Origin of the sequence: Streptomyces sp. VRA16 Mangrove soil (assembly GCF_017377775.1) — a bacterium.
Classification (GTDB): Bacteria; Actinomycetota; Actinomycetes; order Streptomycetales; family Streptomycetaceae; genus Streptomyces.
Map to the genome: position 1 here is coordinate 101415 of NZ_JAFVLN010000008.1, position 18934 is coordinate 120348.

The window sequence follows — 18934 nt, forward strand, 5'->3', positions numbered from 1 at the left end:
AGGGCCGCCGGCGCCCGGTGTGCTTATGATGGGGCCGATGATGAACTTCTTCTCTTCTCGATTGGGGGACTCGTTCACACAAGGTGAGTGCTGATGGCACTTCACTTCGTGAACGGGATTCCGGCCCGACTTTCGATGTGGCAGCGCGTGCGTGCGTACGCCGTGCCACCCTCCATGATCGAGACCTGCGCCGCGCGCCGTGCCGTCGGCGACTGGGCCGGGGCCTGCGCCGCCGCCCGCGTCGACGTCGATCTCGATCTGTCCGCCGTGCGCCGTCGCCACGGCACCCTGCTCGCCCGTCGGGTCCGCGCCGACCTGCGGCGCCTGTCACCCGATCTGCTGCGCTGGCACCTGCCCCGCGTCGCCCCCGACGGCCTGTTGCGGCCCGGACTCACCGTCCGCCTGGTCCGGTACGGGTCCGTGCAGCTGGTGGTGCGGACGCCTCCGGCCCGCGCCGACGCCGGGCAGCGGCTGTCCCTGGCCCTGTGGGAACCGGGCGCCGGGCAGCCTCTTCCGCACCATCCGCATCCGCACCCCGAGCGGCGGTTCCGGCTCGATCTGCACCGGCATCTGTGGGACGCCGATCACGGCCACGAGCTGGCGGCGCGCGCCGCCGCCGACTGGGCCACCGAGGGCGAACTGCTGTTGCGTGCCGACGGGTTGGGGCCGCGCGGGCTCTTCGTCGTACGGACCGGGGCACGCGGGCGGACCGTTGTCGAACTGGTCGCGCCCGACGACAGCCATGTCCCGGTCTGCCGGCCGGTGCGGGCACCGCTCGCGCCACAGGAGGCCGCCGCGCTGCCGGTGCTGCCGGAGGCCGCCGTCCGGGTGCCGCCGGATCTGGAGCTGCTGCGGGCCGGGCTCGTCACCGGCGGCGGGCTGCATCCGGTCGTCGCCGCGGCGCTGGCCGGGCACGCGGACCACCCGGCGCGGGACCGGTCCGGCGCGCAGGCCGCCGATCCGCACCGCGTCCCGTGCCGGGGCGAGGTGCACCGGATCGCGCTGCGCGGCGGGGTGCTCACCGCCGTCGACCACCCACCGGACCAACTGCGCCGCGAGGAACTGCTGATGGCGCTCGGCGGTCCCGGGCTGCCGTGTCTGCGGGCCATCGACGCGGTGCACCGCAGCCCCGAGGCGCTGCCCGCCGTGCGGGAGCGGCTGCTGCACGGGGACGCCGTCGGGGCGCTCGCCGTGGTCGAGGGGCTGCTCGGACCCGGTGCGGTGCTGCGCGACGGGCCGCTCAAGGAAGAACTGGAGTCGGCCGCCGCCGGGCGCGTCGGGCACGGCCTCTTCCGGGCCCGCCTGGACGACGTACCGGCTCATCACGCCGACCCGAGCGCACGGCGCGGCAAGCTCGACCGGCGCACCCGTACCCGCCCGCGCGTCGCCCTGACCGTCTGACCCGGCCCGCCCGGCTTCCCTGTGCGCGCCGCGGCGCATCGCCCTGCGCGCACGCCCTTCTCCCACCCCAGGTGATGACTTTGACTTCGCTTCCCCTCCCTTCCCTCCCTTCCCTTCCTTCCCTCCCCTCCTGCCCTTCCCCCGCGCCCCTTCCCTCTGTGGCGCCCTCGTCGCAACTCGCGGTAGCCGACGACCTGTTGGGGCTGTTGCGGACGACCTCGTCCGAACCCCGGCCCGACGAACAGCTCGAAGCGCTCACCCTCGCCGTCGCCGCCGATCTGCCGGTGCTGCTGTGGGGCGAGCCCGGGATCGGCAAGACCGCGGTGCTGACCCGGCTGGCCGAGTCGCTCGGGCTGCCGCTGACGACGGTGATCGCCAGCGTGCACGAGCCGTCGGACTTCGCGGGGCTGCCCGTCGTGGGCGACGACCCCGCCGTGCAGGGCGTGCCGATGGCGCCGCCGCAGTGGGCGGTCGAGCTGGTGCGGGCCGGGCACGGGCTGCTCTTCCTCGACGAGCTGTCCACGGCCACCCCTGCCGTGCAGGCGGCGCTGCTGCGCGTGGTCCTCGAACGACGGGTCGGCGCGCTCCAACTGCCGCCCGGCGTACGGATCGTGGCGGCCGCCAACCCGCGGGCGTCGGCGGCGGACGGCTGGGAGCTGAGCCCGCCGCTGGCCAACCGGTTCGTGCATCTTCAGTGGGTGCACGACCGGGAGGTGGTGGTGCGCGGCCTCGGCGGAGTGTGGCCGCGGGCCGAACTTCCCACCCTGGAGCCGGAGTTGCTGACCGATGCCGTGACGTTCGCACGGCGGGCGGTGTGCGGGTTCCTTGAGGCCCGGCCGACGCTGATCCACCGGCTGCCGACGAGCGAGACCCGGCGCGGCGGCGCCTGGCCCTCGCCGCGCAGCTGGGAGACGGCCCTGACGCTGCTGGCCTTCGCGACGGCCGCGTCCGTCTCCCGCGAGGTGCTCGCGCTGCTGGTGCGCGGCGCCGTCGGCGACGGTCCCGGGCTCGAACTCCTCGCCCATCTGGACCGGATGGACCTCCCGGACCCGGAGATCCTGCTCGCCGACCCGGCCGCCGCCGGACTTCCCGTACGCGGTGATCTGCGGCAGGCCGCGCTGGAGGCGGTGGTGGCGGCCGTCGGGGCGCGGCCCGAGCGGGCGCGCTGGGAGGCGGCCTGGGCCGTACTCGTGCACGCCCTGGAGACCGGGGCGCCCGATCTGCTGGTCGCTCCGGCGGCGGCGCTCGCCGGGCTGCGGCGCGACGAGTGGGAGGTGCCGGACGCGGTGGAACGGCTGGTCGACGTCGTCGGTGTCGCCGGGCGCGCCGAGCGGTCGGTGGCCCGGGCCGCCGAGAAGGGGAAGCCGGCGGCGCGGGCCGCGGTGGGCCGGTGACGGGGGCCGCGCGGCGCCCGGCCGCTCACCCCGCTCCCCGGCCCGTGCCGCGGCCGATGGCGCCGCCCGCGCCGCCGCGTCCGGTGCGGGCGGACCGAGGACCCGCCCCCGGCCCTCCGCAGCCCGGACTCCCCCTGGACAGGGAGAAGTTGCTGGCCGCGCGGCTGCACGCGGTGCAGGTCAGGCCGTATCTCGCGGCCGCGCTGTTCGCCCTGCACATCGTGGCGGACCCGTCGGTGCCGACGATGGCCGTGGACGCGTACTGGCGCTGCTACGTCTCTCCCGGCTTCGTCGCCCGGATGTCCGTCGAGGACCTGGCGGGCGTCTGGGTGCACGAGGTGTCGCATCTGCTGCGGGACCACCACGGGCGGGGCGAGCGGTACGCCCGCGAGCACGGGGCGTACGGGCCGGGCGAGCGGCTGCGGCGCAACATCGCCGCCGACTTCGAGATCAACGACGACATCTACGGGGACGGGCTGCCGCGGCCCGCCGGAGTCGTCCTGCCCTCGCTGCTCAAGCTGCCGGACGGGCTGCTGATGGAGGAGTACCTGCGGACGGCGTCGATGTCGGGGCTCGCCGCCGAGCTGGCGTGGCTGGACTGCGGCAGCGGTGCCGACGGGCAGGCGCGGCCCTGGGAGCTGGGCCCCGAGGGGGCGCACGGGCTGACCCGGCAGCAGCGGGACGCGGTGCGGTTCCGGGTCGCCGAGGGGATCAAGGGGCGGCCCGGTGAGGCGCCCGAGGGGTGGCGGCGCTGGGCCGACGAGGCGTTCCATCCGCCGCAGCCCTGGCGGGAGTTGCTGGGGGCGGCGATCCGGTCGGCCGCGGGGGCGCCGGGGGTCGGGGAGAACCACAGTTACCGGCGGCCCTCGCGGCGGTCGGCGAGTCTGCCCGGGGTGATCCTGCCGAGTCTGCGGCGCAATCCGCCCCGGGTGTGTGTCGTGATCGACACGTCGGGGTCGGTGAGCGATGCCGAGTTGGGGACGGCGTTGCTCGAAGTGGCGGCGATCGCGCGGGCCGTGGGTGGGCGGCGCGATCTGGTCTCCGTCGTGTCCTGTGATGCGGCGGCCGGGGTTGCGGTGCCGTTGTGCCGGGCCGAGAGTCTGGAGCTGGTCGGGGGTGGGGGGACGGATCTTCGGTCGGGGTTCGCGCGGGCTCTGCGGGGTTCGCATCGGCCCGATGTGATCGTCGCGTTGACGGACGGTCAGACGCCGTGGCCCTCCGAGCGGCCGCCCTGCCGGACCGTGGTGGGGCTCTTTCCCCGGCCCGGGCGGGCCGCTCGGGAGCAGGATCCTGAGTACGTGCCTGATGTGCCGCCTGAATGGGCTCGGGTGGTGACGCTGGGGTGAGGTGGGGCCGGGTTGGGGCCCGGGAGCGGGGCCGTGGGCGGGGGCCTGCGGGGGCGCCTGCCCGGCGCTGGGGTGCCGCCTTGCCCACCCTGCCGCCCTTGGCGGCAGATTGCCCAAGGCGGCCGGGCTGGGCGGCGGATTGGCCGAGGCGTTGTGGCGGAGTGGGTGTTACTGAATGTTGGCAATCGGGGCCGTAACCCCCTGTGCCGCCTGGGCTTTTCGGCATGTGGACGGGCTGGCTTTAGGGCGAGCTTGTCCGGGTTTGTCGACGGGACTGTAACAGCGGTTAGAGCGCTGATCGACAGCGGGAAAAGCCACGACATGAACCACAACACCCCCTGCTCCCCCCGCCCCCTCCGCCACCTCGTCAAGACCCAGCGGCGCGTCATGAGCGCCGCCCAGCTCAAGGCGCACGGCGTCCCGGCTGCCGCCGCGCACGAGCAATGCCGGTCGGGCGGGCCCTGGCAACAGGTCCTGCCCGGGGTCTTCCTGCTCCACCCGGGCCCGCCGACCGGTGAGGAACGGCTGCACGCGGTGCTGCTGTACGCGGGCCGCGTGGCGGAGCGGCGCGGTACGACGGACGCCGTTCCCGCGCAGCCCGCGCCGGGCGACCCGCACGCCGCACCCGCCCCGTCGTACACCGACGCCGTGGTCACCGGACTGGCCGCGCTGGCGCTGCACGGGTTCTCGTCCGCTCCCCCGCCGCTCTCCCTCGACCACGTCGACGTGCTCGTGCCACGCACCCGCCGGCTGCGCTCCACCGACTTCGCCCGGCTGCTGCGCACCGCGTCGCTGCCGACTCCCGTGCAGCTGACGGGAGTTCCGGTGGCCCCCGTACCCCGGGCGCTCGCGGACGCCGTGGAGCAGCTCGCCGACGCCGAGGCCGTACGCCGGCTGCTCACCGAGGCGGTGCGCGGCGGGCACTGCGAACCGGCAGCCGTCGTACGGGAGTTGACCCGGGCCCGGCTGCTGTCGCGGCCGCACGTGGTGGACGCCGTGGACTCTTTGCTGGCGGAGGGGCGGGCCATCGCCGAGGACCGGCTGTATGCCATGGTGCGCGAGCACGGCCTGCCCGACCCGGTGTGGAACGTCGATCTTCGGCTGCCGGGCGGTCCGCACCTGGGCGGCGTCGACGCCTACTGGCCCGAGCACTCGGTGGCCGTCGAGCTGGACACGCGGGCCCCGCGCCAAGGCCTTCGGCAGGACGACGACGCGCTGTGGAGCGAGTACGCCCGTAAGCGCGAGCACCTGGAGCGGCTCGGGATCGCCGTCGTCCACATCACCCCGAAGAAGCTGCGCGAGTCGGTCGAGCAGCAGGCCGCCGTGGTGCGGACGGCCCTGATGGCCTCCGGGGACCGTGACCCGGCGGCGTATGTCGTGGTGCTGCCCCAGTAGTCGACAAGACCTCCGGTCGTGACGGGCCGGAGCGGGGCGGTATCAGGAGGGGAGCGAAGGGGCGCGGCCGTGAGGGCGACCGCGCCCCTTCGCACGCGCGGCGCGCGGCTCAGCCCTTCTTCAGGATCAGTTCCACGTTCCGGTCCCCCGCCGTGCCCGAGAGCGTCGACCGCGATCCGGGGGCGTTGAAGGAGAGTTCGCGGTAGAGCGCGGCGAGGCCGGTCTGGGTCAGGTCCGTGAAGTCGGTGCGGTGCGGGGCCGAGGACTCGATCAGGGTGGTGAAGAGGGAGAGGGTGCCGTCGTGGTTGTCGGCGATCTCGATGATCCGGGCCAGCTGGGGGAAGTCGACGTGCGATGCCGTGGAGATCTCCCAGAAGCCGGGGGCGCCGCCGGTGCCGGTGTGCGCGGTGATGTCGTTCTTGTGGCTGTGCCCGTTGACCCAGGCCAGGACCGTGCGGTGGGCGGCCAGGACGGCGGCCAGCTCCTTGCCGTCGTGGCGCTTCTCGGTGCGACGGCCCGGGTCCTTGTTCAGGTTGCGCATCGTCTTGCTGGTGTGGTGGGAGAAGACGATGACGTGGTCGCCGTTGCGCTCCGCGGTCTTCAGCTGCCGGACGAGCCAGTTCAGTTGGGCCGTGCCCAGTGAGCCCTCGTAGTGGCCGCCGGGGTCGGTCGTGTCGAGGCTGATGCCGAGGACGCCGTCCGCGACGCGGAAGGTGTAGTACTGGGTGGCCGCCGCCACGTTCGCGTGCGTGTAGCCGTGGCCGACCGGGCCGGGTCCGGTGTGCGCCGGGTCGAGGTGGGCCGCCAGGTACTCGGCGGGGGTGAACGGGGCGCGGGACTCGTCCGGGGTGACCGCACGCATGTGGCGGGCCTGCGCGCGCAGCAGCTCCTTGAACGCCGTGCCCTTCGGGTCGCCGCCCTTCTTCACGTTGTCCCAGATCGCCTTGCCGGCCGAGGCCGGCAGGTCCATCAGCTTCCGGCCCCCGACGGCGAATTCGGCGAAGAAGCCGTCGCCGGGGGCGTAGCAGCCGCCGGGCAGCGCGTCGTGGTTGCCGACCGTGGAGTACCAGGGCAGGTTCAGACCCGGGCTGCGGACCTCGGAGATCGCCGCGGCGAGGAAGCCCTCGATGCGCGGGAAGTGGTGGTCCTGCTTGTCGGCGTCGCGCAGGGCCGCGTCCGGGTGCCAGTACAGCTTCAGGCCGCTGTTCTGGACGCCCTCGTAGTGGCGGGCGTCGCCCGTGTTCGGGGTGATGCGGCCGCCGCGACTGCCACTCATCGTCACGAGGAACCAGTCGAGTTCCGAGCGGGCGTTGTTGTCGGTGTTGTCGCCGGTCGTCATCACGAAGCCGAGCGGCGCGGCCGTGACCGGGGCGCCGCGCAGCGCGTTGACGCGCTCCACGAGGGACACCGCCCCGGCGACCGACAGCGCCTCCTGCGGGCGCCAGGCGCTCGCGGTCTGCGACCTCAGGTACTCGTAGCGCAGCGGGTGCTGCACGTCGACCAGGTGCAGGTCGGTGAACTGGACGAAGGCGGCGAGCGCGGTGCGGCGGCCCTCGCGGCCCGAGCGGGCACCGGCCAGTTCGGAGCGGACCACCCGCTGCCAGGCCGGTCCGTCGCCCAGGCGCCGGTAGCCGGAGCCGTGCGGGGTGGCGACCGTGGCGAGGGTGGTGCCCCGGGTGTACGGGGCGAGCGGCGCCGCCGGGGCCTTGCGGGACAGGGCCTGGACCGGGACGGTCCCGGCGGCGGCCTCGGGCCCGCCGGGGCCGAGCGCGTACCCGATGCCCGCGCTCAGCGTCAGGGCACCGGTCGCGGCCAGGAACGTACGGCGGTCGAAATGAGCGGCGACTTTGGTGACGGCGGTGACAGAGCGTGTGCGCGGCATGGCGCGGTCTCCCCGAGTGCGGACGCGTCGACAGTGGCGGCCGGGCGGCGCTGCTTCGAACTGCCCGTCCGTACTGGATCGTTGGCATCGGGGATGGCCTGCGCGTTAACGGCGACTCAACGCGCAGCGCCGATCACGGTACGTGGATCACCGGGGGCTCTCGCCGGTTTCGGGTTGTCATGCGCGGGTGGGGGACGCGCGGTCTCGCGGTCACTCTGTGTTCACCTTGCGGGGAAGGGAGTGCCCCGGTCCTTCCGGCCCGTCCGACGGGGCGATGTGCCCGTCGCGCGGGCGGTCGCGCCACAGGGTGAGGCCGACGTCGACCAGTTCGACCCGGGGCAGTTCGGCGACCGCGTCCAGGGGATGCCAGGCGGCCATGTCCGTGGAGCCGTTCACCTCGTGCCGCAGGGTGCCGCCGGTGATCTCGCCCTCGTAGACGAGACGCAGGCCGTGGAAGTCGGCGATCTTGCCGAGCTTGCGCGGGTAGCGGCGCAGCACCGAGTGGACACCGAGGAAGGCGGTGGGGTTGAGGACATAGCCCGTCTCCTCGTCGACCTCGCGGATCACCGTGTCGTACGGGTCCTCACCGTGGTCCATGCCGCCGCCGGGCAGCGTCCAGCGTCTGCTGCCGTCGCCCGCGACCCAGCGGGCCAGGAGCACCTGTCCGTCGCGCACGCACACGGCGTACGCCGCCACCCTCAGCTCTCTCTGCATCCCCCGACGCTAGAGGCATCCGGGCGGATGCGCAGGAGATGGGCGGGTTTCGCCGCTACGCCCGTTGACCGGTGAGTTGAACCACGAAGGATTCAAAAGCACTCAAGAGACGGGGAAAGGGCAGGGAAAAAGGAGGGAACATAAGCCCGGATCATGGCGGTTTGGGCGCGCTGGCGTATGGCGGGATCACGCCATGACCTGCTCCCGCCCCGGGCAACTCTCCCCAAACCGTGGTCACTTGCGTAAAGCTGATCGGTCATCCGGCACCGAATTCCGGAGCCGTTTCGATCAGCCTTCGTGGCTCACCTTCACGTACAGGGATGCTGATGACCCCCGATCCCCAGCGCGCGCCCATATCGGGTGCGAGACGCGCGGCCCGGCTCGCGGCCGCCGCCGGCCTGGTGGCCGCGCTCACCGCGGCAGGGCCGATACCCATGGCCGTCGCCGCACAGGCCGGTTCCGGTTCCACCCCGGCCGCCGACCCGGCCGTCAAGTCCGCCAGTGACAAGCTCGGCGCGCACGACGCCGAACTGCTCGCCAAGGCCGAGGCCGACAAGGCGAAGAACGTGACCGTGATGGTCGCGACCGCCCCCGGAAAGACGGAGGAGGTCGCCCGGCAGCTCGACTCCGTCAAGGGCGGTTCCGTCGGCCGCACCTACGACAAGCTCGGCTACGTCCGCGCGACCCTGCCCACGGGCCGGGCCGACGCCGCCATCAAGGCCGCCGAGAAGCTCGACTCCGTGCACGGCATCGACCTGCGCCAGGAGATCCAGCTCGACGACCCGACACCGGCCGCCGACGCCGCCAAGGGCGCGGCCGCCAAGGGCTCGGCCGCCGCCTCGTACAGCGGCCCCGGTGCGAACACTCCGGCGAAGAACCCATACAACCCGTCCTTCGAGACGGGCGCCGTCGACTTCGTGAAGGACAACCCGAAGGCGGACGGCCGCGGCGTCACCATCGGCATCCTCGACTCGGGCGTGGACCTCGGTCACCCGGCGCTGCAGAAGACCACCACCGGCGAGCGCAAGATCGTCGACTGGGTCACCTCGACCGACCCGATCGTGGACGGCGACGCGACCTGGCGGCCGATGGTCACCCAGGTGTCCGGGCCGACGTTCACGTACAAGGGCCGGACGTACAAGGCCGGTTCGGGCTCGTACGGGATCAGCACCTTCGCCGAGGCCGCCACCACCGGCGGTGACGAGAAGGGCGACCTGAACCGGGACGGCGACACCACCGACTCGTGGGGCGTGCTCTACGACTCCGCCGCCGGCACGGTCACCGTCGACCTGAACGACAACGGCGACTTCACCGACGACACCCCGATGAAGCCGTACAAGGACGGCTACCAGATCGGGTACTTCGGCAAGGACGACCCGTCGACCGACGTCGTCGAGCGGGTGCCGTTCGTCGTGGAGATCCGCAAGGACGTCCCGATGGACCCGTACGGCGGCGACTGGGTCGGCAAGAAGGCCGACTTCGTCAACATCGGCGTCATCGAGTCCGAGCACGGCACGCACGTCGCGGGCATCACCTCGGCCAACTCGCTGTTCGGCAACAAGAACATGAACGGTGCCGCGCCCGGCGCGAAGCTCGTCTCGTCGCGTGCCTGCACGTGGTCCGGCGGCTGCACCAACGTCGCGCTGACCGAGGGCATGATCGACCTCGTCACCAAGCGCGGCGTGGACATCGTCAACATGTCCATCGGCGGTCTGCCGGCGCTCAACGACGGCAACAACGCCCGCTCCGAGCTGTACACGCGCCTCATCGACGAGTACGGCGTGCAGCTGGTCATCTCGGCGGGCAACTCGGGCCCCGGCGCGAACACCATCGGTGACCCGGGCCTCGCCGACAAGGTCGTCTCGGTGGGCGCCTCGATCTCCAAGGAGACCTGGGCCGCCAACTACGGCTCCGGTGTCGAGAAGTCGTACGCGATGATGCCGTTCTCGTCGCGCGGTCCGCGGGAGGACGGCGGCTTCACGCCGACCATCACCGCGCCGGGCGCCGCGATCAACACCACGCAGACCTGGCTGGCCGGTTCGCCGGTCCCCGAGGCGGGCTACTCGCTGCCGGCCGGCTACTCGATGCTGCAGGGCACCTCGATGGCGTCCCCGCAGGCCGCGGGCGCCTCGGCGCTGCTGCTGTCGGCCGCCAAGCAGAAGCACATCGACCTGACCCCGGCGAAGCTGCGCACCGCGCTCACCTCGACCGCGACCCACATCAAGGGCGAGCAGGCGTACGCGGAGGGCTCCGGGCTGATCGACATCGTCGACGCCTGGAAGTCCATCAAGGACGGGGCGAGCGCGCACACGTACACCGTGAAGGCGCCCGTCGACACGGCGATCGACTACGCGCTTCAGACGCCGGGCTTCGGCACCGGCATCTACGACCGCGAGGGCGGCCTGAAGGCCGGCCAGAAGAAGACCTACGAGGTCACCGTCACGCGGACGTCGGGCTCGGCCAAGCCGGTCCTGCACCGGCTGTCGCTGAAGAACAACTCCGGTGACACCTTCACCATCGCGGGCTCCAGCTACGTGTACCTGCCGCTGGACAAGGCCGTGACCGTGAAGGTGCAGGCCCGTCCGGAGTCGGCCGGGCTGCGCAGCGCCATCCTCCAGATCGACGACCCGAAGACCGAGGGCGTGGACCAGCAGGTCATGGCGACGGTCATCGTCTCGACGCCGGTCACCAAGCCGTCGTACACCTTCACCGCCAAGGGCTCGGTGCAGCGCAACAGCGTCACGTCCTACTTCGTGACGGTGCCCGAGGGCGCCGAGGCGCTCCAGGTGCGGATGAGCGGCCTGAAGGACAAGAGCCAGACCCGCTTCATCTCCATCCACCCGTACGGGGTCCCGGTCGACGACACGTCGACGCCGAGCTGCTACCCGAACTACGGCGACGGCTCGGGCAACGGCTGCCGCCCCGACCTGCGTTCGTACGCGGACCCGCAGGCCGGTGTCTGGGAGATCGAGGTCGAGGCGCGCCGTACGTCGCCGCTGCTCGACAACCCGTACACGCTGGACGCCGCCGTGCTCGGCGCGGCCTTCGACCCGGCCGTGCAGACGGTCGCCGAGGCCAAGGTCGGGCAGCCCGCCGACGTCGCGTGGAAGGTCACGAACAACTTCGCGGCCATCGACGGCGGCACCCTCAAGGGCGGTTCGCTCGGCTCGTCGAAGTCGGCGCGGCCGACCATCGCCGAAGGTGCGACGCAGACCTCCGAGGTCGTCGTGCCCGAGGGCGCCGAGAAGCTGACGGTCGCCATCGGCAACGTCTCCGACAAGTCCGCCGACCTGGACCTGACGGTCTACGACGCGGCCGGCAACCAGGTCGCGCAGTCCGCCGACGGCGACTCCGAGGAGGCCGTGACCATCAGCAAGCCGGCCGCCGGTACGTACACGGTGGAGGTCGTCGGGTACTCGGTGCCGTCCGGTTCGACCGCGTACGACTACTCGGACGTCTTCTTCTCCCCGGCCCTCGGCACGGTGAAGGTCGACGAGTCGAAGAAGGTCTCGCTGGCGGGCGGCGCGTCCACCTCGGTGGCCGCGCAGGTCACGGCGGCCGCTCCGGCGCCGGAGGGCCGTGAGTTCTTCGGCCAGGTGCAGCTGCTGAACGAGCGCGGTGTGGTCACCGGCACGGGCAGCGTGCAGATCGAGAAGGTCACGCAGTAGTACGTCGTGTGACGTGATCCGGGGGGCGGGCGCCGATGGCGTCCGCCCCCTCTCGCGTGCTCGGGGCAAGGCCTAGTCACCCGGCCCCGAGCGCCCGTCGCAGGTCAGCGTGCGGGACTTCGGCAGGGCCTTGAGGATCATCGTGCGCAGGCGCTCGCGGTCCTTGCCCTCGGCCCAGTTGTCCGGCTGCCCGCCGCCCTTCGGGAGGGTGATCAGGGGACGGTCGCCGGGTTTCGGGCGCGGGTCCACGTCGTGGCTCATCGGGAAGGTGAACGTCTCCGGGCCGCCCTTCTGCGGCTTGTAGTAGTGCGTGACGCGGACCGTGACGCGGTCCATGTCGGTACCGGGGACGGGTTCGACGGTCAGGACCCGGGTGTCGGCGATGATCCGGGAGCAGGCGACGAATCCCTCGGGGGTCAGATCGGCCTTCGAGTTTCCGGGGCCTGCCTTGCCGTCGGACGCCGCCTTGTCGGCGGCCCCGCTGTCGGCGCCGCTCATCGCCCCGCTGTGGGCGAGCAGCCACACCATGCCCGTGGCGAGCGAGACCCCACAGGCCGCGACGAGCCCGCCGAACGCCAGCCGCACCGAGCGCCGCCGGCGCAGCGGTACCGGTGCCCGCGGCGGTACGGGGACGGGCTTCGGAGCGGGCGGGCCGGCGAGGGCGTCGCCGAGGCCGCGGACCTGGTCGCGCAGCTGGGCGATGTCCGCGGCGGCCCGTGCCGCCCGCGGGTCGTCGTCCGGCAGGGGTTCGCCGAGGGCGGCCAGCAGCAGGAGCCGGTCCTCCCTGGTCGCGTCGTTCGCCTCGTCCACCTCACACCACCTCCTCTTCGCGCAGCCGCGCCCTGAGCATCCGTACCGCCGTGTGCAGCCGGCTCTTGACGGTGCCCTCGGGCACCCCGAGCTCCGCCGCGATGTCCCGGACCGGCAGATCCGCGTAGAACCGCAGCACGACCACCTGTCGCTGCGGGTCGGGGAGCTCGTCCAGGCCCTGGGCGACGGCGAGGGACAGGACGCGGGTCTCGGCGGCGTCCCTGGCGTCCTCCTGGCGCAGGGACGCGAGCCGCTCGCCGAGCCGTTCCTGGCGACGCTTGGCCCGGTGCCAGTCCATGGCGAGGTTGGAGGCGACGACCGCCGCCCACGCGGAGACGTCGCGCGGCGCGTCCTCCCCCTTCGCGGCACGCTCCAGCAGCCGGAGGCGGACCTGCTGGACGCCGTCCGGCAGATCCGCGTACGGCACCCCGCCCAGGGACAGGACGGCCCGCACCCGGTCCTCGACGGCCGGGGCCAGGGGATCGTCCGGCCGATCCCCCGGCTTCCCTCTCTTCTGCTTTCTTCGCAGCAATGCCCCTCCCCGAGCCCGCGTGCGCACGCGTGTGTCCTATGACGCCGCAGACACCCGGAACGTTCGCCCCGGCCCGTGATGTGGCTGTGGTGAACCCCACGCGTCCCGTACCTCGGACAATCGATTGGACAAGGCGGGCGTGGACAGACGCATCATGGAGCGGCACCCCGCCGCTTGTGTACGTACGGAGGAACCCTGTGAAGGTCGGAATCGTCGGAGCCACCGGTCAGGTCGGCACGGTCATGCGGAAGATCCTCGTCGAGCGGGACTTCCCCGTCGACGAGCTGCGGCTGTTCGCCTCGGCGCGCAGCGCCGGCAAGACCGTGGACGGCGTGACGATCGAGGACGCCTCGACGGCCGACTACACGGGCCTGGACATCGTGCTGTTCTCCGCCGGCGGCGCCACCTCCAAGGCCCTCGCGGAGAAGGTCGCCTCGCAGGGCGCCGTCGTGATCGACAACTCCTCGGCCTGGCGCATGGACCCCGAGGTGCCGCTGGTCGTCTCCGAGGTCAACCCGCACGCGATCAAGGACCGCCCCAAGGGCATCATCGCCAACCCGAACTGCACGACGATGGCCGCGATGCCGGTCCTGAAGCCGCTGCACCTGGAGGCGGGCCTGGAGGCGCTGGTCGTCGCGACGTACCAGGCGGTGTCGGGTTCGGGTCTGGCCGGTGTGGAAGAGCTCTTCGAGCAGGTCAAGAAGGTCGGCGAGGAGGCCCCGAAGCTCACGCACGACGGCTCGGCCGCCGAGTTCCCCGCGCCGAACAAGTACGTCGCGCCCATCGCGTACAACGTGCTGCCGATGGCGGGCTCGATCGTCGACGACGGTCTGAACGAGACGGACGAGGAGCAGAAGCTCCGCAACGAGTCCCGCAAGATCCTGGAGATCCCCGAGCTGAAGGTCTCCGGCACCTGTGTGCGCGTCCCGGTCTTCACCGGCCACTCCCTCCAGGTCAACGCCCGCTTCGCGCGGCCGCTGAGCCCCGAGCGCGCCACCGAGATCCTCTCCTCGGCCGAGGGCGTCGTCGTCACGGACGTGCCCACGCCGCTGGTCGCCGCGGGCAAGGACGACTCGTTCGTCGGCCGGATCCGCAACGACGAGACGGTCGAGAACGGCCTGGCGTTCTTCATCTCCGACGACAACCTCCGCAAGGGCGCCGCGCTGAACGCGGTGCAGATCGCCGAGCTGGTCGCCGAGGAGCTGCGCGCCCGGTAGGCACCGGCCCGACGGCGCGACGCCCCCGAAGCCATGAACGGCTTCGGGGGCGTCGTGCGTCAGGGGCGACGCACCTCGAAGTGCCAGCAGCCGTACTCCAGGGCCCTGACGTGCACGAGCACCACCTCCGGGTCGGCGAACGCCGCGTCGAGGGCAGCGTCGATCCCCGCCGTGGCGTCGGCCGGGATCTCCAGCAGGGCGCCGCCCGCGATGCGGCCGCGGGCGTCGTAGCGGCGGACGGTGCGCCGGGCGCCGGGGCGGTCGAAGGGGTAGCGGTCCCCGGGGACGTACCCGCCGCACTCGTCGGCGTGCAGGAAGACGGGTCCCTGCTCGTCGTACGCGCCCGGGTCCGCGCCGGTCCCCGCGGCCCAGCGGCGCAGGGGCGCGTAGGAGACGAGGGCGATGCGCTCACCTGCCTCGACGGGCTTGAGGCAGCAGCGCAGCGGGGAGCCCGCTTCGTCGTCCGTGGCCGTGTACGGGACCGTGGGGCGGCCTGCGTCGTCGGCGGTGCGGAGCTCCTTGAGGGCGGTCGGCTCGATGGGGCGTGCGATGTACCTGGTCATGGCTCCAGCGTCGCGCCGCGGATGTGTGTTCACCGGCGGAAAACAGACATCGCGTTCACGCCGTCCCACGTGGAAGGATGACCGGAAACGTCACGAACGTAGACCGCATTAGGAGATGACCGCGTGCCTGGCACCAATCTGACCCGAGAAGAGGCGCAGCAGCGGGCGAAGCTGCTCACCGTTGACTCGTACGAGATCGATCTCGACCTCTCCGGCGCGCAGGAAGGCGGCACGTTCCGGTCGGCGACCACCGTGCGCTTCGACAGCGCCGAGGCGGGTGCGGAGACGTTCATCGACCTGATCGCCGACGCCGTCCACGAGGTGGTCCTGAACGGGCGCTCGCTGGATGTCGCCGCCGTCTTCCGCGACTCGCGGATCGCGCTCACGCGCCTGGAGGCCGGGCCGAACGAGCTGCGGATCGTCGCCGACTGCGCGTACACGAACACGGGCGAGGGCCTGCACCGGTTCGTCGACCCGGTCGACCAGCAGGCGTACCTCTACACCCAGTTCGAGGTGCCGGACGCGCGCCGCGTGTTCGCCACCTTCGAGCAGCCCGACCTCAAGGGCACCTTCCAGTTCACGGTGAAGGCGCCGACCGGCTGGACCGTCATCTCCAACTCGCCGACGCCCGAGCCGAAGGACGACGTCTGGCACTTCGAGCCGACGCCGCGCATCTCCTCGTACATCACGGCGCTGATCGTCGGCCCGTACCACTCGGTGCACTCGTCGTACGAGAACGCGGAGACGGGTCAGTCGGTCCCGCTGGGCATCTACTGCCGGCCGTCGCTCGCCGAGTTCCTCGACTCGGACGCGATCTTCGAGGTGACGCGGCAGGGCTTCGACTGGTTCCAGGAGAAGTTCGACTACGCGTACCCGTTCGCCAAGTACGACCAGCTCTTCGTGCCGGAGTTCAACGCGGGCGCGATGGAGAACGCGGGCGCGGTGACCATCCGTGACCAGTACGTGTTCCGGTCGAAGGTGACGGACGCCGCCTACGAGGTGCGCGCCGAGACGATCCTGCACGAGCTGGCCCACATGTGGTTCGGCGACCTCGTCACCATGGAGTGGTGGAACGACCTGTGGCTGAACGAGTCGTTCGCCACGTACACCTCCATCGCCTGCCAGGCGTACGCGCCGGGCTCGCGCTGGCCGCACTCGTGGACGACGTTCGCCAACTCCATGAAGACGTGGGCGTACCGGCAGGACCAGCTGCCGTCCACGCACCCGATCATGGCCGAGATCAACGATCTCGACGACGTGCTCGTGAACTTCGACGGCATCACGTACGCCAAGGGCGCTTCGGTCCTCAAGCAGCTCGTCGCGTACGTCGGCATGGACGAGTTCTTCCAGGGCGTTCAGGCGTACTTCAAGCGGCACGCGTTCGGGAACACCCGGCTCAGCGATCTGCTGGGGGCCCTGGAGGAGACCAGCGGCCGTGACCTGAAGGCCTGGTCGAAGGCGTGGCTGGAGACGGCCGGCATCAACGTCCTGCGGCCCGAGATCGAGACCGACGAGCACGGTGTCATCACCTCCTTCGCCATCCGGCAGGAGGCCCCGGCGCTGCCCGCCGGCGCGAAGGGCGAGCCGACGCTCCGTCCCCACCGCATCGCCGTCGGCTTCTACGACCTCGACGACGCCAGCGGCAAGCTGCTGCGCGGCGAGCGCGTCGAACTCGACGTCACCGCGGGCGAGTCGACACAGGTGCCGCAGCTGGTGGGCAAGCACCGTCCGGCCGTGGTGCTGCTCAACGACGACGACCTGTCGTACGCGAAGGTCCGCCTCGACGAGCAGTCGCTCGCGTTCGTCACCGAGCACCTCGGCGACTTCGAGGCGTCGCTGCCGCGCGCCCTGTGCTGGGCGTCGGCCTGGGACATGACGCGGGACGCCGAGCTGTCCGCCAGCGCCTATCTGGACCTGGTGCTCAGCGGCATCGCCAAGGAGTCCGACATCGGCGTGGTCCAGTCGCTGCACCGTCAGGTGAAGCTGGCCCTGGACCTGTACGCGGCCCCGTCGCACCGGGACACGCTCCTCACCCGCTGGACCGAGGCGACCCTCACGCACCTGCGCACCGCCGAGGCGGGCAGCGACCACCAGCTCGCGTGGGCCCGCGCCTTCGCGGCGACGGCCCGCACCCCGCTCCAGATCGATCTGCTGGTCGCCCTCCTGGAGGGCCGCGAGTCGATCGAGGGGCTCGCCGTCGACACGGAGCTGCGCTGGGCGTTCGTGCAGCGGCTCGCCGCGACCGGGCGCTACGACGAGGCGGAGATCTCCGCCGAGTACGAGCGGGACAGGACCGCCGCCGGTGAGCGGCACGCCGCCACGGCGCGGGCCGCGCGCCCGACCGCCGAGGCCAAGGCGGAGGCGTGGGCCTCGGTCGTCGAGTCCGACCAGCTGCCGAACGCGGTGCAGGAAGCGGTCATCGGCGGGTTCGTCCAGACCGACCAGCGCGAGCTGCTCGCCTCTTACACCGAGAAGTACTTCTCGGCGCTGAAGGATGTGTGGGAGTCCCGCTCGCACGAGATGGCGCAGCAGATCGCGGTGGGGCTGTACCCGGCGATCCAGGTGTCCCGGGAGACGCTGGACGCCACCGACGCGTGGCTCGGTTCGGCCGAGCCCAGCGCGGCACTGCGGCGCCTCGTCTCCGAGTCCCGCGCCGGGGTGGAGCGCGCCCTGAAGGCGCAGGGCGCGGACGCGTAGCCCACTCGTCTGCCGGCAGCCGTTTCATCGCGGCTGCCGGCCGGTGGGGGCTGGTCGCGCCCACGCGGCGGAGCCGCATATCGATACAGCCCCGCGCCCCTGAGAGGCACACTCCGTGTGCCCCCAGGGGAAGCCCCGCCGTCGCAACCGGCCATCACCCGCGGCGGAACCGCTCCTCCAGCGCCGCCCGGCCCTCCCCGGTCAGCACGCCGTGCACGCGCATCCGGGCCACGCCCCCGTCGGGGAACGCGTCAAGACGCACGTGTGTGGCGACCGCCTGCGCCGCGAGCGGGAAGCGGTGCAGGGTGTCGGGCTGCAGCTTGGTGCGGGGGATGATCTCGAACCACTCGCCGTTCTCCCCGTTGCGCCCGCTGAGCGCGATCCACCCGGCCGAGTTGCCCTTGAGGTACGCGGTGTCGATCTCTACGGCGCGGATCGCCCCCTGTGCGGCGAGCCGGAAGCGGACCCAGTCGTTGGTGCCGTGGACGCGCCGTCGCCGGTTCTCCCAGCCGTCGTCCATCTTCCGCGAGGTCCCGGGCAGGATGATCTGCGTCGGCGACGAGTAGAACTTGTCGGACGCGTCCTCGTACGTACCGCCGTTGAGCACGGACGCGAGGTCGAAGGTGCCGAGCAGGTCGAGCCACGCGGGGTCGGGCACGACCTCGCCGTGCACGCGCAGCCGGGCGATGCCGCCGTCGGGGTGCTGGCGGACGCGGACGTGCGTGAAGCGGCGCTCGGAGGTCACGGCGAAGTGGTTGGCGGCGTGCCCGCGGACCTGGCTGACCGGGACGATCTCCTCCCACTTCACGTCGGCGGCGAGCAGTTCCTCGGGGCTCGGCGAACCCGGCACCGAGGTCGCCTGGAGGCTGACGCGCTGCGGGTAGTTGCCGCGGAAGTGGGCGGTGTCGACGACCACGCCGCGGACGACGCCGGGCGCGCCGAGCCGCACGATCGCCCAGTCGTGGTCCTCGGGGGCGGGGAACGGCGCGTCGGCGGTGCCTCGGCGGCGCCGGGTCTCCCAGCCGTCCATGACCTTGCCCTTGTGCCCGAAGTGCTCGGGGTCGAAGACGGCGCGCTCGCGGACCAGGAGGTTCTCCCGCTCGGCGAAGAACTCGTCGTTGGCGGCGACGACTCCGGCGCCCAGCCGCCGGTCGGCGAGGTCGACGAGCTCGGTGAAGGCGTCGCCGTCACCGAAGGTGTGGTAGTCGGCGTACGGGTCGCCGCCTCCGTAGGGGGCGGCGTCGTTGGCGTGCGGGTCGTCGGTCACGGGAGTCGAAGTCATGGCTCAACTGTCCGGCGCGGCAAGGCAGCAGGT

13 protein-coding genes are annotated in these 18934 nt (G+C 72.3%); 7 read left to right on the plus strand and 6 right to left on the minus strand.

The window, feature by feature from the left end:
* The first annotated feature begins 93 nt into the window (after positions 1 to 93).
* From J3486_RS22460 to J3486_RS22475, 4 genes are all read left to right on the plus strand, one after another.
* Complete coding sequence (locus J3486_RS22460; protein WP_207823003.1) at positions 94 to 1401, plus strand: hypothetical protein; 1308 nt, start codon at positions 94 to 96, stop codon at positions 1399 to 1401.
* A 74-nt stretch (positions 1402 to 1475) separates the two neighbouring features.
* Positions 1476 to 2795, plus strand: coding sequence for an AAA family ATPase (locus J3486_RS22465; protein WP_229378424.1), 1320 nt, complete (start codon positions 1476 to 1478; stop codon positions 2793 to 2795).
* Entirely contained in the window at positions 2792 to 4141 is a 1350-nt protein-coding gene (locus J3486_RS22470; protein ID WP_307804896.1) for a VWA-like domain-containing protein, read from the plus strand. Before J3486_RS22465 ends, J3486_RS22470 begins: the two co-directional genes overlap by 4 nt.
* 321 nt (positions 4142 to 4462) lie before the next feature.
* The gene (locus J3486_RS22475; protein ID WP_207823009.1) at positions 4463 to 5536 is read left to right on the plus strand and encodes a hypothetical protein; all 1074 of its coding nucleotides are present in this window, start codon (positions 4463 to 4465) and stop codon (positions 5534 to 5536) included.
* A gap of 109 nt (positions 5537 to 5645) precedes the next feature.
* Here the strand turns inward: J3486_RS22475 and J3486_RS22480 are convergent, their stop codons facing one another.
* Both J3486_RS22480 and J3486_RS22485 read right to left on the minus strand, forming a co-directional pair.
* Positions 5646 to 7418, minus strand: a complete 1773-nt coding sequence (locus tag J3486_RS22480; protein ID WP_207823011.1) for a TIGR03767 family metallophosphoesterase — start codon at positions 7416 to 7418, stop codon at positions 5646 to 5648.
* Positions 7419 to 7628: 210 nt separating this feature from the next.
* A complete protein-coding gene (locus tag J3486_RS22485) occupies positions 7629 to 8132 on the minus strand; it encodes an NUDIX hydrolase (protein WP_207823014.1) in 504 nt (167 codons plus the stop codon).
* A 326-nt stretch (positions 8133 to 8458) separates the two neighbouring features.
* Between J3486_RS22485 and J3486_RS22490 the strand changes: the two genes are divergently transcribed.
* A complete protein-coding gene (locus tag J3486_RS22490; RefSeq protein WP_207823016.1) occupies positions 8459 to 11800 on the plus strand; it encodes a S8 family serine peptidase in 3342 nt (1113 codons plus the stop codon).
* 72 nt (positions 11801 to 11872) lie between these two features.
* Here J3486_RS22490 and J3486_RS22495 read toward each other — a convergent pair whose 3' ends face one another.
* Together J3486_RS22495 and J3486_RS22500 are read right to left on the minus strand one after the other, a co-directional pair.
* Complete coding sequence (locus tag J3486_RS22495) at positions 11873 to 12610, minus strand: hypothetical protein (RefSeq protein ID WP_207823018.1); 738 nt, start codon at positions 12608 to 12610, stop codon at positions 11873 to 11875.
* 1 nt (position 12611) lies between these two features.
* The gene (locus tag J3486_RS22500) at positions 12612 to 13142 is read right to left on the minus strand and encodes a sigma-70 family RNA polymerase sigma factor (RefSeq protein ID WP_207823021.1); all 531 of its coding nucleotides are present in this window, start codon (positions 13140 to 13142) and stop codon (positions 12612 to 12614) included.
* Positions 13143 to 13339: 197 nt separating this feature from the next.
* On the opposite strand from J3486_RS22500, the gene J3486_RS22505 reads away from it, so the two are divergent.
* Complete coding sequence (locus J3486_RS22505; RefSeq protein ID WP_207823023.1) at positions 13340 to 14359, plus strand: aspartate-semialdehyde dehydrogenase; 1020 nt, start codon at positions 13340 to 13342, stop codon at positions 14357 to 14359.
* 59 nt (positions 14360 to 14418) lie between these two features.
* Here the strand turns inward: J3486_RS22505 and J3486_RS22510 are convergent, their stop codons facing one another.
* A complete protein-coding gene (locus J3486_RS22510) occupies positions 14419 to 14922 on the minus strand; it encodes a DUF1203 domain-containing protein (RefSeq protein WP_207823025.1) in 504 nt (167 codons plus the stop codon).
* A 123-nt stretch (positions 14923 to 15045) separates the two neighbouring features.
* Here J3486_RS22510 and pepN point away from each other — a divergent pair, with 123 nt between their 5' ends.
* Positions 15046 to 17619: an aminopeptidase N gene (pepN, locus tag J3486_RS22515; protein ID WP_207823027.1), complete on the plus strand. Its 2574-nt coding sequence runs from the start codon at positions 15046 to 15048 to the stop codon at positions 17617 to 17619.
* Between the two features lie 154 nt (positions 17620 to 17773).
* Here pepN and alc read toward each other — a convergent pair whose 3' ends face one another.
* The gene (gene alc, locus J3486_RS22520; protein WP_207823029.1) at positions 17774 to 18901 is read right to left on the minus strand and encodes an allantoicase; all 1128 of its coding nucleotides are present in this window, start codon (positions 18899 to 18901) and stop codon (positions 17774 to 17776) included.
* Positions 18902 to 18934 lie beyond the last annotated feature (33 nt).